The sequence below is a fragment of the Arthrobacter zhaoxinii genome, assembly GCF_025244925.1.
Lineage (GTDB): Bacteria > Actinomycetota > Actinomycetes > Actinomycetales > Micrococcaceae > Arthrobacter_B > Arthrobacter_B zhaoxinii.
Map to the genome: position 1 here is coordinate 1,158,310 of NZ_CP104275.1, position 14,654 is coordinate 1,172,963.

Annotated in this window: 15 protein-coding genes; 14 read left to right on the forward strand and 1 reads right to left on the reverse strand. The window is 67.1% G+C overall.

The window, feature by feature from the left end; translation table 11 throughout:
- Positions 1-60 precede the first annotated feature (60 nt).
- The 14 genes from N2K95_RS05400 to N2K95_RS05465 all read left to right on the forward strand — a co-directional run bounded on the left by N2K95_RS05400 (position 61) and on the right by N2K95_RS05465 (position 13,596).
- Positions 61-738 carry an NAD(P)-binding oxidoreductase gene (locus N2K95_RS05400; protein ID WP_260653249.1) on the forward strand — a complete coding sequence of 226 codons (678 nt, stop codon included), beginning with the start codon at positions 61-63 and terminating at the stop codon, positions 736-738.
- Positions 739-799: 61 nt separating this feature from the next.
- On the forward strand, positions 800-2,041 hold the full coding sequence (dxr, locus tag N2K95_RS05405; RefSeq protein ID WP_255793426.1) for a 1-deoxy-D-xylulose-5-phosphate reductoisomerase: 1,242 nt from the start codon (positions 800-802) through the stop codon (positions 2,039-2,041).
- Positions 2,042-2,078: 37 nt separating this feature from the next.
- Positions 2,079-3,422 (forward strand): M50 family metallopeptidase, encoded by a 1,344-nt coding sequence (locus tag N2K95_RS05410; protein ID WP_260653250.1) that lies wholly within the window; start codon positions 2,079-2,081, stop codon positions 3,420-3,422.
- 268 nt (positions 3,423-3,690) lie between these two features.
- On the forward strand, positions 3,691-4,158 hold the full coding sequence (locus N2K95_RS05415) for a hypothetical protein (RefSeq protein WP_260653251.1): 468 nt from the start codon (positions 3,691-3,693) through the stop codon (positions 4,156-4,158).
- Between the two features lie 331 nt (positions 4,159-4,489).
- Positions 4,490-5,128: a MarR family transcriptional regulator gene (locus tag N2K95_RS05420; RefSeq protein WP_260653252.1), complete on the forward strand. Its 639-nt coding sequence runs from the start codon at positions 4,490-4,492 to the stop codon at positions 5,126-5,128.
- Complete coding sequence (locus N2K95_RS05425) at positions 5,129-5,482, forward strand: hypothetical protein (RefSeq protein ID WP_260653253.1); 354 nt, start codon at positions 5,129-5,131, stop codon at positions 5,480-5,482.
- A 59-nt stretch (positions 5,483-5,541) separates the two neighbouring features.
- The gene (locus tag N2K95_RS05430) at positions 5,542-5,832 is read left to right on the forward strand and encodes a YciI family protein (protein WP_260653254.1); all 291 of its coding nucleotides are present in this window, start codon (positions 5,542-5,544) and stop codon (positions 5,830-5,832) included.
- A 139-nt stretch (positions 5,833-5,971) separates the two neighbouring features.
- On the forward strand, positions 5,972-7,138 hold the full coding sequence (gene ispG / locus N2K95_RS05435) for a flavodoxin-dependent (E)-4-hydroxy-3-methylbut-2-enyl-diphosphate synthase (RefSeq protein ID WP_229953274.1): 1,167 nt from the start codon (positions 5,972-5,974) through the stop codon (positions 7,136-7,138).
- Positions 7,113-7,997, forward strand: a complete 885-nt coding sequence (locus N2K95_RS05440) for a GNAT family N-acetyltransferase (RefSeq protein ID WP_313771184.1) — start codon at positions 7,113-7,115, stop codon at positions 7,995-7,997. The genes ispG and N2K95_RS05440 overlap by 26 nt, the downstream gene beginning before the upstream one ends.
- 218 nt (positions 7,998-8,215) lie before the next feature.
- Positions 8,216-9,085 carry a hypothetical protein gene (locus tag N2K95_RS05445; protein ID WP_260653255.1) on the forward strand — a complete coding sequence of 290 codons (870 nt, stop codon included), beginning with the start codon at positions 8,216-8,218 and terminating at the stop codon, positions 9,083-9,085.
- A 142-nt stretch (positions 9,086-9,227) separates the two neighbouring features.
- A complete protein-coding gene (locus N2K95_RS05450) occupies positions 9,228-9,911 on the forward strand; it encodes a hypothetical protein (protein WP_260653256.1) in 684 nt (227 codons plus the stop codon).
- Positions 9,912-10,110: 199 nt separating this feature from the next.
- Positions 10,111-10,827: a hypothetical protein gene (locus N2K95_RS05455; protein ID WP_260653257.1), complete on the forward strand. Its 717-nt coding sequence runs from the start codon at positions 10,111-10,113 to the stop codon at positions 10,825-10,827.
- A gap of 166 nt (positions 10,828-10,993) precedes the next feature.
- The gene (locus tag N2K95_RS05460) at positions 10,994-12,793 is read left to right on the forward strand and encodes a proline--tRNA ligase (RefSeq protein WP_260653734.1); all 1,800 of its coding nucleotides are present in this window, start codon (positions 10,994-10,996) and stop codon (positions 12,791-12,793) included.
- A gap of 5 nt (positions 12,794-12,798) precedes the next feature.
- Positions 12,799-13,596 carry a sulfite exporter TauE/SafE family protein gene (locus N2K95_RS05465; RefSeq protein WP_260653258.1) on the forward strand — a complete coding sequence of 266 codons (798 nt, stop codon included), beginning with the start codon at positions 12,799-12,801 and terminating at the stop codon, positions 13,594-13,596.
- On the opposite strand, the gene N2K95_RS05470 is transcribed toward N2K95_RS05465, so the two are convergent.
- Positions 13,593-14,579 (reverse strand): aminoglycoside phosphotransferase family protein, encoded by a 987-nt coding sequence (locus N2K95_RS05470; RefSeq protein ID WP_260653259.1) that lies wholly within the window; start codon positions 14,577-14,579, stop codon positions 13,593-13,595. The two genes, N2K95_RS05465 and N2K95_RS05470, sit on opposite strands and share 4 nt — an antisense overlap.
- Between the last annotated feature and the right edge of the window lie 75 nt (positions 14,580-14,654).

Consider the following 14,654-nt stretch of genomic DNA (forward strand, 5'->3'; position numbering starts at 1 on the left):
GGGGCTGCCTTTATTGCCGCCGGGGAATCATCCGCCCGTGACGGCCGCTACTCTTTCATCATGCGCATAGTCACAGCGGGAGCCCACGGAAGAATCGCACGCGAACTCGGACGTCTGCTCGCGGCCGACGGACACGACGTTGCCGGCCTGATCCGCAACCCGGACCAGGCGGCGGATCTGGAGGCGGACGGCGTCGCACCGGTGGTGCTGGACCTGGAGAACAGCACCCTGGAGGACGTCGTGCAGGTGCTCACCGGTGCGGACGCGGCCGTCTTTGCCGCCGGCGCCGGACCGGGAAGCGGCGCCGCGCGCAAGGACACCGTGGACCGGGCCGCCGCCGTGCTGCTGGCGGACGCCGCCGAACAGGCGGGTGCAGGCCGGTTCCTGCAGGTTTCCTCCGGGGGCCTGGACGCCGTCCGCGGCGGTGCCCGTCCGGAGTCAATGGACGAGGTGATGTACGCCTACCTGGTGGCCAAGCTCGCCGCCGAAGAAGACCTGATGGCGCGCAGCCAGTTGGACTGGACGATTGTCCGCCCGGGCATCCTGACCAACGATGCACCCGAGGGCAGAGTGGAACTCGCGCCGGAGGTGGAGCGCGCAACCATCCCGCGCGCCGACGTCGCCGCCGTACTGGCCGAGCTGCTGAAAACCGGCAACGGCGTGCACCAGGCCCTGGGCCTGGTCTCCGGGACCACTCCCATCCCCGAGGCTGTGCAGGCACTGCCGGCAGCCGGCTAGTTCCGGACACGCCGCCGGTCCGGCACTGCCCGCCGCTGCCCGGCTGCGGGATACTGGAGGCATGCCTTCCGAACCGATCTCCTCTGACCACGACTACGTCCGCGCCCGCCGGCCTGGTGCGGACCACCTGCCCCGGCGCGTGGTCCTGCTCGGCTCCACCGGATCGATCGGGACGCAGGCCATCGACGTCGCCGACGATGCGCCGGAGCGGTTCCGCATCGTGGCGCTGGCCGCAGGAGGCTCCAACCCGGAGTTGCTGGCACGCCAGGCCGTACACACCCGGGCCGAAGCGGTAGGCTGCGCAGCCATCGACCTGCCCACCCTGCACCGGCACATCTCCGACGCAGCCGCTGCGGCCGGGATCACCGGATATGCCCCTGAACTGTTTGTCGGGAAGTCCGCAGCTACCGCTATTGCCGCCTGGACCGAAGCCGACGTGGTCCTCAACGGCATCACCGGATCGATCGGACTCGAACCCACGCTGGCTGCCCTGGCTGCCGGGCACCTGCTGGCCCTGGCGAACAAGGAATCCCTGATCGTCGGCGGGGAGCTGGTGAAGCGTGCTGCGGCTCCCGGGCAGCTCGTTCCCGTGGACTCCGAACACTCGGCGCTGGCACAGGCGCTGCGCTCGGGCACGCATGCCGAAGTGGACCGGCTCGTCGTCACTGCGTCCGGCGGCCCGTTCCGCGGACGAAAGCGCTCCGAGCTGGCCGATGTCACGCCCGAGCAGGCGCTGGCGCACCCCACCTGGAACATGGGCCGCGTGATCACCACCAACTCGGCCAGCATGGTCAACAAGGCCCTCGAAGTCATCGAGGCGCACCTGCTCTTCGACATCCCGCTGGACCGGATCGACGTCGTCGTCCATCCGCAGTCCATGGTGCATTCCATGGTCCAGTTCGTGGACGGCTCCACCCTTGCCCAGGTCTCCCCGCCGGACATGCGGCTCCCGATTGCCTTGGGCATGGGCTGGCCGCACCGCGTCCCCGGCGCCGCACAGCCCTGCGACTGGACCCGGGCCACGGAATGGACCTTCGAACCCCTGGATGAGGAAGCCTTCCCCGCCGTCGCCCTGGCCAAGCAGGCAGCCGCTGCCGGCGGCACGAAGATGGCCGTCTACAACGCCGCCAACGAGGAAGCCGTGGATGCGTTCCACGACGGACTCATCAGATTCACAGACATCGTTGATACGATCGCCGCCGTACTTGACCAGGCCCCGGACTCGGGGCCGCTCACGCTCCAGTCGCTGCTGGCGGCCGAAGAGTGGGCACGTGCCGCCGCGCGGAAGCGTTGCGGACGATGACCTGCCCCGCAGCTGCAGTTGAAATGAAGGAAGCCCGTTGACCATTCTGCTTTTCATTCTTGGTGTGCTGTTTGTGGCGGTCGGCATCGCTGCCTCCATCGCCCTGCACGAGGTAGGCCACCTGCTGCCGGCCAAGGCCTTCAAGGTGCGGGTCACCCAGTACATGATCGGGTTCGGACCCACCGTCTTCTCCCGGACCCGGGGCGAAACCGAATACGGGTTCAAGGCACTGCCCCTGGGCGGCTACGTGTCCATGGTCGGGATGTTCCCGCCCAATAAGGAGCACGACGGCGAGGTACGCCGCTCCAGCACCGGGATGTTCCAGCAGCTCGCCGCCGAAGCGCGGCAGGCCGAGACCGACCGCCTGGTCGAGGGCGACGAGGACCGGGTCTTCTATCGGCTTCCCGTGTACAAACGCATCATCATCATGCTCGGCGGGCCGTTCATGAACCTGCTGATCGGCGTCGTGCTTTTTGCGGTCCTGCTCATGGGCTTCGGCACCGCCCAGAGCACCACCACGCTGGCCGAGGTCAACAAGTGCGTGATCACCGCGGAGCAGCAGGCCTCCACGGGCCAGACCGACTGCACGGAGGCCGATCCGGCCGCACCCGCGTATGAGGCCGGCCTGCTTCCCGGTGACACCATCACGAAGTTCGACGGCCGGGACGTGACCTCCTGGGAAGAGCTGACGGGCTGGATCCGTGAGGCGGCGGGCAAGACGGTTCCCCTCACCTACGAGCGGGACGGCGTGGAGGCCTCGACCAGCATCACGCCGCTGCTCACCGAACGCCCGGTGGTGGGCGACGACGGCGCGGCCAAGACCGACGCCGACGGAAACTACCTCACGCAGGAAGTGGGCTTCATCGGCGTCGGCGCCGAGCAGGAACTGGTGAACCAGCCGGCCAGCGCCGTGCTGCCGACCGTGGGGGACAACCTGGTCAACATTGCCGGCGTGGTGGTCAACCTTCCCCAGCGGCTGGTCGACGTTGCCCAGGCGGCGTTCTCCTCCGAGCCCCGGGACCCGAACGGACCCATGAGCGTGGTGGGCGTAGGCCGCATCGCCGGGGAAATCTCCGCGGAGGAAGCCATTCCGCTGACGGACCGGGTGGCAACGCTGATCGGCCTGGTTGCCAGCGTCAACCTCGCACTGTTCGTCTTCAACCTCATTCCGCTGCTGCCCCTGGACGGCGGACACGTTGCCGGGGCCCTGTGGGAGGGACTGCGGCGCCGCGTGGCGAAGCTGTTCCACCGCCCGGACCCGGGCCCCTTCGACATGGCGAAACTGCTTCCGCTGACGTACGCCGTGGCGGTGCTGCTCATGGGGATGGGTGCGCTGCTGATCTACGCGGACATCGTGAAGCCGGTCAGCCTGTTCAACTAGGGTTGCGGGTGCTTCCGACTGTCCCCGGTGCTTTCGGGCGTGGTTCCGTTACGGTGCCCGGAACGGCGGCAACGAAATCCCTTGCTCGCAGAGCTCGCCGGGATATTAAAGCCGCCTTATCCGGGCACCTTGCACGGGTGCGGTCCCGGATGCCCGCCTAATCAGGGGCATGCACGGTTGCTTCCCTCTTAGGCCTAGTCGGGCGCCTGCGCGGCGCAGTCCCCGGGTACCCGCCTAGCCCAATGTTCGGCGTGGCAGGATGGCAGGCATGATCTCCGGGGGAGAAGCAGAGACAACGACCTTCCGTACGAGGATGCCGGCACGGTACCGGCTGATCGTGGGGGTGCTGGGCTTCGCCGCCGCGGGCGGGACCGTCCTCGCCACGCTGGATGCCGGACCGGTGCCGGTTGTGGTGGGCCTGCTGATGGCCGTGGCCTTCGCCGCCGTCGTGCAGATGGCGGCCCGGATCCGGGTGGGGCCCGAAAGCGTCCAGATCCGCGTCGCCGCGGTGTTCGCCACCGAGATTCCGTTTCGGGACATAAGACGCGCCTCAGCAGGACCGGTCACTGGGCTGGGAGAGGGGATGGGACTCCGGATTCTCCCGGACGCCACAGGCTACCTGGTGGGCGGACCGTCAGTTCGGATCGAATGCGGGCGGAGCGCCGTGCTGGTGTCCTGCCGCGAACCCGAACGGCTCCTGTCCTGCCTGGCCCGTCAGGGCGTACCCACTCCGTAGGCATCCCGGCCAGCACCCGCTGCCCGGATGCTCCAGGCGGGGGAAACAGCAGAGGGTCCCACCGGCTGGGACAGGTGGGCACTCCTGGGGTCCCATCCACCACAGCAGCACCACGTGGTGGGATGCTGTGTCGGCCCGGGTGCTGCAGACAGGGGAAACAGCAGAGGGTCCCACCGGCTGGGACAGGTGCGCACTCCTGGGGTCCCATCCACCACAGCAGCACCACGTGGTGGGATGCTGTGCTGTGCGCGGTCGGCACGCCGCACGGTTGCAATCGAAATTGAACCCATATCTGGTTGCAATCTGATTTGCATACGCTTACGGTTGCAAGATGTTCGTCCTCACAATCGACCAACGCAACAGCCAGGGCAGCGGAGACAAGGTGCCACAGCTCCTCTCGTCCCTGGCGGACCTGCCGATGCTGCTGGCCTTCGAGCGGTCGGTAGGCGATGAAGTCCAGGGTGTCTGCGACTCGGCCCAGACCGCCGTCGACGCCGTACTCCAGGTTCTGCGGGACGGGAACTGGTATGTGGGGGTGGGCGTCGGGCCCGTCCATGAACCGCTGCCGCTCAGTCCCCGGGAAGCAGGGGGTCCCGCCTTCGTCGCGGCACGGCAGGCAGTGGACCGGGCCAAGAAAAGCGGCGACCGGCCGCCCATCGCGGTGGAGGGATCGCCGGGCGCTACCGACGCGGAAGCGGTCCTGGTCCTGCTTGGACGTCTGATTGCCGAACGGACGGACGCCGAATGGCGGATTCTGCAACACGTCGACCCCGGTAAATGGGGCTCCCAGACGGCAGCCGCCCGTAAGCTCGGCATCAGCTCACAGGCGGTGAGCAAGGCGGCCCGGCGGGCCGGCTGGCAGGAGGAATGGGCCGCACGGCCGGCTGCGGCGGTACTGCTGGAGCGTGCGGATGACCTCGCACGCGGACAGGGAAGCGGACAGGGAAACAGTTCAACGAAGGACGGATAAATGACGATTGTGTGGGTCGTGACCGGACTCCTGGCCGCCGCGCTGCTCGGCTGGCCGGTGACCGCCGGCGTGCTGCGCCTGGCCAGTGCCGTCCAGAACCCGCCGCCCCCGCCACCGACTGCCGTTCTGCGCGGCGGTCTGGCCATCGGCATGCTGGAGCGCCTCGCCGTCGCCGCCGCCGTCCTGGCCGATGAACCGGTGGCCATTGCGTACGTCGTCGCCGTGAAAGGCCTGGGCCGGTACGCCGAACTCAAGGAAACCCCGGCTGCGGCAGAGCGCTTCATCATCGGCACCCTGGCCTCAATGCTGTGGGCGGTGGCGGTAGCCGTTCCCGTCCGGCTGCTCCTGTTGTAATCAACGGCGCCCGGGCCGGGCTTACGGCAGCAGTCCGGGCATCCCGTAGGCTTGGAGGCATGAGTATTTTTGCAGTTGAGTATGTCTACGACGCCGATTCAGCCGAACTCCGCGACCAGCACCGTCCCGCGCACCGCCAGTGGCTGCAACAGCTCGTGGACGAGGGGCATGTCCTGTCGGCGGGAGCCTTCGTGGACGGCGCGGGTGCGCTGCTCCTGTTCGTCGCAGAGGATGAAGCCGGCCTGCTCGCTCTGCTGAAGCAGGATCCGTTCGCCGTCGTCGGCGCCATCTCCGGCATGAAGACCACAGCCTGGAAGCCGGCCCTCGGAGCGTTCTCCGACCTCGCGTAACCGTACGTTCTAAGCCCACAGTGATATTCACCCGCCTCCAGCAGTCTCTGCCCGGGCCGGGGTGATAATAGGAAGGGCGCGTTTCATTAGCGCGCGCTTCACAGCCTAATACCTGCCGTTTCGGCACATGGAGGACGTTTTGACCTCGGTCAACCTTGGAATGCCAGCTGCACCGCCGCCCACGCTTGCGCCCCGGCGCAAGACCCGCCAGATCAAAGTGGGATCCGTTGGAGTTGGCTCGGACTCGCCGATCAGCGTTCAGTCCATGACCACCACCCCCACCACGGACATTAACGCCACACTGCAGCAGATTGCCGAACTGACGGCGTCCGGCTGCGACATTGTGCGCGTAGCCTGCCCCAGTGCCGACGATGCCGCCGCGCTGCCGATCATCGCGAAGAAGTCCCAGATCCCCGTGATCGCGGACATCCACTTCCAGCCGAAGTATGTCTTTGCCGCGATCGACGCCGGCTGTGCAGCCGTGCGGGTGAACCCCGGAAACATCCGCAAGTTCGATGACCAGGTCAAGCAGATCGCCAATGAGGCGAAGGCCGCCGGCGTCTCCATCCGCATCGGCGTCAACGCCGGTTCCCTGGACCCGCGCCTGCTGGCCAAGTACGGCAAGGCAACGCCGGAGGCGCTGGTCGAATCCGCCGTCTGGGAAGCCTCCCTCTTCGAGGAGCACGACTTCCACGACTTCAAGATCTCCGTGAAGCACAATGACCCGGTAGTCATGGTGCGCGCGTACGAGCTGCTGGCCGAACGCGGCGACTGGCCGCTGCACCTGGGCGTGACCGAAGCCGGTCCGGCCTTCCAGGGCACCATCAAGTCCGCCACGGCCTTCGGCGCACTGCTGTCCAAGGGCATCGGCGACACCATCCGGGTTTCCCTCTCCGCCCCTCCCGTGGAGGAAATCAAGGTGGGAAACCAGATCCTGCAGTCGCTGAACCTGCGGCCCCGCAAGCTGGAAATCGTCTCCTGCCCGTCCTGCGGCCGCGCCCAGGTGGACGTGTACACGCTCGCCGAGCAGGTCACTGCAGGTCTCGAAGGCATGACGATCCCGCTGCGCGTTGCCGTGATGGGCTGCGTAGTAAACGGACCCGGTGAAGCACGCGAAGCGGACCTGGGTGTAGCCTCCGGTAACGGCAAGGGCCAGATCTTTGTCAAGGGCGAAGTTATCAAGACTGTCCCCGAAGACCAGATTGTGGAGACCCTCATCGAAGAAGCGATGAGGATCGCAGAAGACATGGGAGAACCCGATGGCGAGGATGCTGGGACGGGTGGCCCCATGGTTACCGTCAGCTAAGTCGAATATCCGCAGCGCCGCCTCGAGCGCGGCGCTGCGGATCCTGGGCGACGACGACACCGTCGCGCTCTGGGACCTGGCCGCCGCTGATCCGGTGGCCAACATTTTTATGCTGTCCCATCTGGAGGCCGCCCGGACGGCGGCGCCCACCTCGGCGGGCGGACGGATTGTCGGAGTGTTCGACGGCGGCACCCTCACCGGTGCCTGCTGGTCCGGAGTGAACGTGGTGCCGGTTAACCTCGACGCAGGCAGCGGCCCGGAGGTCGGACGGTACCTGGCCCGGTCGCGGACCCGGTTCTCCTCCATCTTCGGTCCCGCGGAGGCAGTGCTCTCACTCTGGTCCGAGCTTCGGGACGTGTCACCTCAGCCCTTCGATATCCGCCCCGAGCAGCCGTTGATGCAGATGGCGGGCCCCTCCGCTGTTCCGCCGGCGCCCGGGCTGCGTCCTGCCCGCCTCGACGAACTGGATGTGCTGCTGCCGGCCTGCACCGCCATGTTCGAGGAAGAAGTGGGGTACTCGCCGGTGTCCAACGGTGACCGGCACTACCGGCAGCGGGTGAAGGGCCTGATTGAGCGCCGTCAGTCGCTGGTGGACTTCGACGCCGCCGGGCGGGTGGTGTTCAAAGCCGAACTCGGCACGGTCTCCGCGCAGGCTGCACAGATCCAAGGGGTGTGGATGAACCCTGAATACCGCGGACAGGGACTGAGCCGGTCCTACATGTCCGCCGTTGTTGCCGCCGCCCTGGAGGTGGCCCCGCTCGTCAGCCTGTACGTGAACTCCTATAACGCACCCGCCCGCGCCACCTACGAGGCCGTCGGCTTCGAGCAGGTGGGCACCTTCGCGACCATCCTGTTCTAGCCCTCCGCAGCGTCCGGTCCTGCCGGACCCCGGGGAACATTCGCGGCGTCGGGCGGACCTGTTCGTCGCCGGGCACGCAATGCCGTAGGCTCTGGGGCACGCACTGGGCACGGGGGAGCAAAGTGTAATGTCGACCGGCAGCGCACCGGCCGCCCCTGTACCGCTGCGAAGGAGCGGGCAGGGACCCTGTCCGCCAACGTCGATGTTGGGGGATCACCATGGCTACTTTCACCACCGGGACAGGTTCTGCACAGCGGAGCACCGGAAACCGGCAGCGGGCAGGAGCTGCGGGCATCGGCCTGGCACTGGCCCTGGTTCTCACCGGATGCGGGGGAGACGACGAGCCGGCCGCTCAGGACAGCACAAGCTCGAAGCCGTCGCCGTCGGCCTCCGAATCGGCCTCCAAGTCCGCCAAGCCGTCGCCGTCGGCCTCAAAGTCCGCCTCCAAGTCCGGCAAGCCGTCGCCGTCGTCAGCGGCGTCCAAGGGCAGCGGCGCAGCCGGGGGCGGGGCAGTCAGCGGCACCGAGCTGGCAGCCGCCCTGACCGAGATGAACCTCGACCTGGACATGGGTGGCACGGTGCTGGAAGAGGCCCAGCTGAAGCAGAGCACGGCGCAGAGCGTGGAAGCCATGACGGGTGTCGAGTACAGCCCCTGCAACCCCACGGAGGGTACAGACCCAACGAGGGCCGTGCGCGAGGCCAGCATGGGCGCCATGGTCATTGACGGCAATCTCCCAGGAACGCCGGACAGCATTTCCGTCCTGAGCTGGCCTGATGAAGGGCCTGTAGCCGACGAAATCGAGGTCAGCAAGCGCCAGCTTGAGTCCTGCCCCGAGTACAGCCTGACCGCCAACGGACGGACGGTTTCCTCGGTTACTGAAGCGCTCGACATGCCTGCCGTCGGCGACGCCTCGCAGGCATACGTCACCCGCCAGAGCATCGACGGCGTCACGCAGACATCGGTGATACTGACCGCCTGGTCCGGGACGAACTCAGTGCAGATCACCCTTTACGAGGCCGACCCGCAGGAAAGCGTCCGCTACGTCACGCCGATCCTCGAAGATGTCCTGGACCGGATCGGGAACTAACGCCGGTTTAGGGTGAGCTGGGCCACGCCGCTAGGATGCTCAGTGAACTTCCTACCCGGAAGCCGTGGCACTCGCCCGCCGGCAAAGTACTTGTCGCTGCGGAGGTTGAGGCCAGCGCAAAACACGCACATTTGGGGGACCAGTGAAGAAAACCATCAAGACGAGCGCCCTGCTGATAGCCGGCGCCTTTGTCCTTTCGGGCTGCGGCGGCGGGGATGCGGAATCCGGCGAGTCTTCCGCACTGGCAGTCGGGCAGGACCAGTATTCGGCAGACGAGCTCGAAGCGGCGCTGGAAGCGGTCAAGGAGGACGGGATCCTGACGGGTGCCGTCGAAAACGATGCGATGCTGCGCCCGCAGTTCGAGAAACCGTCCTACACGGATATCACCATCTCGCCGGAACAGTGTGCGGCGCTGCTCTCGTCCACCTTCGACCGCAAGCTCCAAGACGGCAACCTGGCCTTCGGGGGGCTCAATGACTCGGATGTGCTGACGCTGGTCAGCTATGAAGATGCCTCCGTTCTGGAAGAGCAGGTCGAGGGCAGCGGGCAGGCGCTGACGGACTGTGCGGAACTGCAGATGAACAACGGCACAGGGCAGATCACCGCTGCCCTGGAGAAAATTGACGCCACTTCGGAGGCGCCGACCACGCAGGCCTACCTGACGACGATCGGCCAGCCCTCGAGCGGAGAGGCTGTCCACGTCATCGGAATCTCGGGCACCGTCCAGGTCAGTGCCACCCTGTTCGACCCGGCGGACGTGGATGCGGCCGTCGCCGACGGCGAGGAAGCCGTCAACGCCGTGCTCACCGAGCTGGAACAGCAGTAACCTGTCCGGTCCCGCGCGGGCAAAAGGGCCGGACCTGCAGGTGCAGGTCCGGCCCCGTTTTCGTGTGAAGCCAGTCACAGCGGTAGGATCCACAGTGAACTTCCTATCCGGAAGCCACGGCACCATTTCGGCGGTCATACATCACCGTGTTCGAGTGGACTGCAATACATCCAACATTGGGGGAAAAATGAAGAACACCATGAAAGCCAGTGCACTCCTCGTGGCAGGCGTCTTTGTCCTTTCGGGCTGCGGCAGCTCCGAAGGGAAGTCGGAATCCGCATCGGCTGAAACCAAGTCCGCATCAGCAACGCCCACCCCCACGCTGGCGGTCGGCCAGGAGCAGTACACCGCGGACGAGCTCGAAGACGCGCTCACAGCCGTGAAGGAGGCCGAAGGCCTCACCGGCCAGATTGCCAACGATGCGATGGTGCGTCCCGAACTCGGAGCTGCGGAGGATGCCTTGGCAGGAATCGCTGTCACCCCGGAGGCGTGCGGAGAGCTCCTAACGAACGGGCTGGGCGAAAAGCTGAACGACGGTGTCTTCGGCATCATGCAGCTCAGCGCCACCGACACGGTGACGATCATCAGCTACACGGATGAATCGTTCATCGAGGAACAGATCAAATCGAATAACCAGCAGTTGGAAGACTGCAGCACGTTCACGATGGAAGCGAACGGGCAGTCCCTGGCTGCCTCCGGCAAGGAGGTCGAGGCAACCACCGACGCCCCGACCACGCAGGCGGTCGAAGTAATGACCAGCATGGGCGGCGACGAAACAACGGCGCTCCAGATCGCCGCGCTTTCCGGCACGACCAACATCACGGTCGCCGTCCAGGACCCGGCGGACACGGCAGCGGCCGTGGCCGATGCCGAGGAGATCATCAACGCGGTACTTGCCGAGCTGGAAAAGAAGTAACCGGTTCCCTCCCGCTGTACCCTCGACCGGGGCCGGACCTGCAGGTGCAGGTCCGGCCCCGCCGTCGTCGTACGCCTGTGCGGCAACGACAGCGGAGCGCGTTAGATTAGTAGGGCATACATTCTTGAGAGATGCAGCCGAATGGCTGCAGAAACGGATTCCCAGCGTGGTCCTTCGACTTTCCACCCTTTTCCTGCGCACCCTGCGCGAAGACCCGGCCGACGCCGACGTCGCCAGCCACCGGCTTCTGGTCCGGGCCGGCTACATCCGCCGCGCCGCACCGGGCATCTACTCCTGGCTTCCGCTGGGCCTCCGGGTGCTGGGCAAGGTCGAGAACATCATCCGCGAGGAAATGGCCGCCATCGGCGCCCAGGAAGTGCACTTCCCGGCGCTGCTGCCGCGTGAGCCGTACGAGACCTCCAACCGCTGGACCGAATACGGCGAGAACCTGTTCCGCCTGCAGGACCGCAAGGGCGCGGACTACCTGCTGGCACCGACCCACGAGGAAATGTTCACCCTCCTGGTCAAGGACCTGTACAACTCCTACAAGGACCTCCCGGTGTCCCTGTTCCAGATCCAGACCAAGTACCGCGACGAAGCACGGCCGCGCGCCGGGCTGCTCCGCGGCCGCGAATTCATCATGAAGGACTCCTACTCCTTCGACATGGATGACGAAGGCCTGGACGCCAGCTACCAGGCGCACCGCGGGGCCTACCTGCGCATCTTCGAGCGCCTGGGCCTGGAGATCGTCGTCGTTTCGGCAGTCTCGGGCGCCATGGGCGGGTCCAAGAGCGAGGAATTCCTGCACCCGATGGCGGTCGGCGAAGACACCTACGTACGTTCCGCCGGCGGTTACGCGGCCAACGTTGAAGCTGTCACCACCGTGGATCCGGCCGAGATCGACTACACCGGTGCCCCCGAGGCCCGCGTAGTGGACACTCCCGACACCCCCACCATTGAAACGCTCGTGAACGACGTCAACGCCCGCTTCCCGCGCGAATCCGGGAAATGGTCTGCTGCCGACACCCTGAAGAACGTGGTCCTCGCCGTCACCCTGCCCACCGGGGAACGGCGCATCGTGGTGGTCGGCGTTCCGGGTGACCGCGCCGTCGACCTCAAGCGCATCGAAGCCAACATCAGCTCCCACGTAGGAATGGGCGGCGAGCTGGCCGTCGACGCTGCCACGGACGACGACCTCAAGAAGCACCCCGGCCTGGTCAAGGGTTACATCGGTCCGGGCCTCAGCCCGGCCGAGCCCGTCCTGGGCACCGAATCCGCCACCGGCCTGCTGTACCTGGTGGATCCCCGCGTGGTCACCGGCACCAGCTGGATCACCGGCGCCAACGAATCCGGCAAGCACGTCATCGGCCTCATCGCCGGCCGCGATTTCACCTGGGACGGCACCATCGAGGCTGTCGAGGTCCGCGAAGGTGACGAAGCGCCGGACGGCTCCGGGCCGCTTGAAGCCGCCCGCGGCATCGAAATGGGCCACATCTTCCAGCTCGGCCGCAAGTACGCCGATGCCCTGGGGCTGAAGGTCCTGGACCGCAACGGCAAGCTGGCCACCGTGACCATGGGGTCCTACGGCGTCGGCGTCACCCGTGCGGTTGCCGCCCTCGCCGAATCCCACCACGACGACAAGGGGATCATCTGGCCCCGCGCCGTGGCCCCGGCCGACGTCCACGTGGTCGCCACCGGCCGCGGCACCGAGATTTTCGACGCCGCTGCCCAGCTGTCCGAGGAACTCGAAGCCGCGGGACTGGAAGTTATCTATGACGACCGGCCCAAGGTGTCCCCGGGCGTGAAGTTCGGCGACGCCGAACTGATCGGTGTCCCCACCATCCTCGTGGTGGGCCGCGGACTCGCGGACGGCGTCGTGGAAATCAAGGACCGTGCCACCGGTAACGCCGAGAACGTTCCCCTCGCCGAAGCGGTGGAGTACGTGCGCCGCGCAGCCGCGCTCTAACCCCAGTGGTCTCCGGTCTCGAGGAGGTCACGCTTGCCACCATCGCGCTTGTGGTGGTGGCAGGCCTGGCTGCCGGTTGGGTGGATGCCGTGGTGGGCGGCGGCGGGCTGATCCAGCTCCCCGCACTGCTCCTCGTCCCGGGGATCAGCCCGGTCCAGGCCCTGGCGACCAACAAGATGGGCTCGATTTTCGGCACCACCACCAGTGCCGTGACGTATTACCGGCGAGCCCATCCGGACCTGCGGACGGCGCTGCCGATGGCCGGCGTCGCCCTGGCTGGGAGCTTTGGCGGTGCAGTCCTTGCGACGTTGCTGCCGTCCTCGGTCTTCAAGCCCATCATCGTGGTGGCCCTCGTGGCCGTGGCGGTGTTCACCGCCACCAAGCCCACCGTGGGAGAGCTGACGAAGCTGCGCCACACCGGCAGCCGGCACTACGGCACCGCGGGCGGCATCGGCCTGGTGATCGGGTTCTATGACGGACTGATCGGCCCCGGAACCGGCTCGTTCCTGATCATCGCCATGGTGACCCTGCTCGGCTACAACTTCCTCGCAGCCAGCGCCAAGGCCAAGATCGTCAACATGGCCACCAACCTTGGAGCCCTGGCCTTTTTCCTGCCGAACGGGTCCCTGCTCTGGGGGCTGGGCCTGGTGCTCGGGTTCGCCAATATGATCGGCGGCTATCTCGGTGCCCGGATGGCAGTGAAGCAGGGCAGCAAATTCATCCGGATAGTTTTCCTGGTGGTCGTTGCCGCACTGATCGTCAAGCTCGGCCACGACGTCTGGGTGGAGAACATCCGCGGCTAGGCTGCAGGCAGTTCCTCCACGGGAGGGATGCCCGGATGCCGCCGGCCGGTCAGTGCCGATGCGACCCAGACCGAGCGCTGCGCATCCCCGTGCCGGCCGTCGCGCACGTAGTCGAGCGCGTTCGTGACCTCCCGCAGGATGCTCCAGTCCAAAGCTGCGCTCCGGTCCAGTCCGGCAGCGGTGCATAGGCCGTCCAGCCGTGCCAGCAGGGCTTCCTCCGGCGCCGACGGATCCAGATCCTGCAGCCGGTTCCACAGCATCGGCGCCACGGCGTACTCGGCCTCGCCGAAGACCGCCTGCGGATCGATCGCCGCGTAGTCGCCGGGGATCCCGGGACGGGCCAGGATGTTGGCAAAGTGCAGGTCCGCGTGCACCAGAACATCCCGGGCGGACCGCCGTCCCACCGCGCCGCGGGTCTGGCAGACCTGAAGCGCCGCTTCCAGCAGCCAGCGCTCAAAAGGGCGTCCGAGCGCGTCCCACTCCGCGGGCAGTTCATCCGAGAGCTGTTCGGCGTGCGCGGCCAGGGACGGGATGGCCGCCCAGTGCGGGGAATCGGACTCCGGCAGGCTGAGGCGGCGAACCAGTGAACCCCAGATCCGCACGGCATCCGCCATCTCCACTGTCAGCAGCGTGCGGTCGGGATCGAGGCGTTCCAGGACCAGGCAGGTTCCCGCCGCGTCCCGGTCCAGCAGCCGCACGGCAGCCTTTCCCTCCCACAGTGCGAGGGCCGCCGTCTCGGTGGCGGCTTCGGGGTGAGGGAACGGGCATTTGAGGACGGCGGGGGTTCCGTCCGGGAAGCGCACGGGGAGCACGAGGGCACCGTGTCCGTGCCAGGGCGCCGCGCCGGGCGGGTCGGCAACCAAACCGAAAGCCGCCAGACTGGCGTCGACCAGCTCCGGCAGCTCCGCCAGCCAGCTCCGGCCGCCGCGGATGCCGAGATAGCGGCGGCGCAGGGCCTCGGGTACGACGACGGCGGGTGCCATGCATTTCTCCTAGGCGGTTGCAGTTACGGTTGCGGCGACGGTGCACACGGGCGGGTCCGGCCGGCGCCCCGGCGG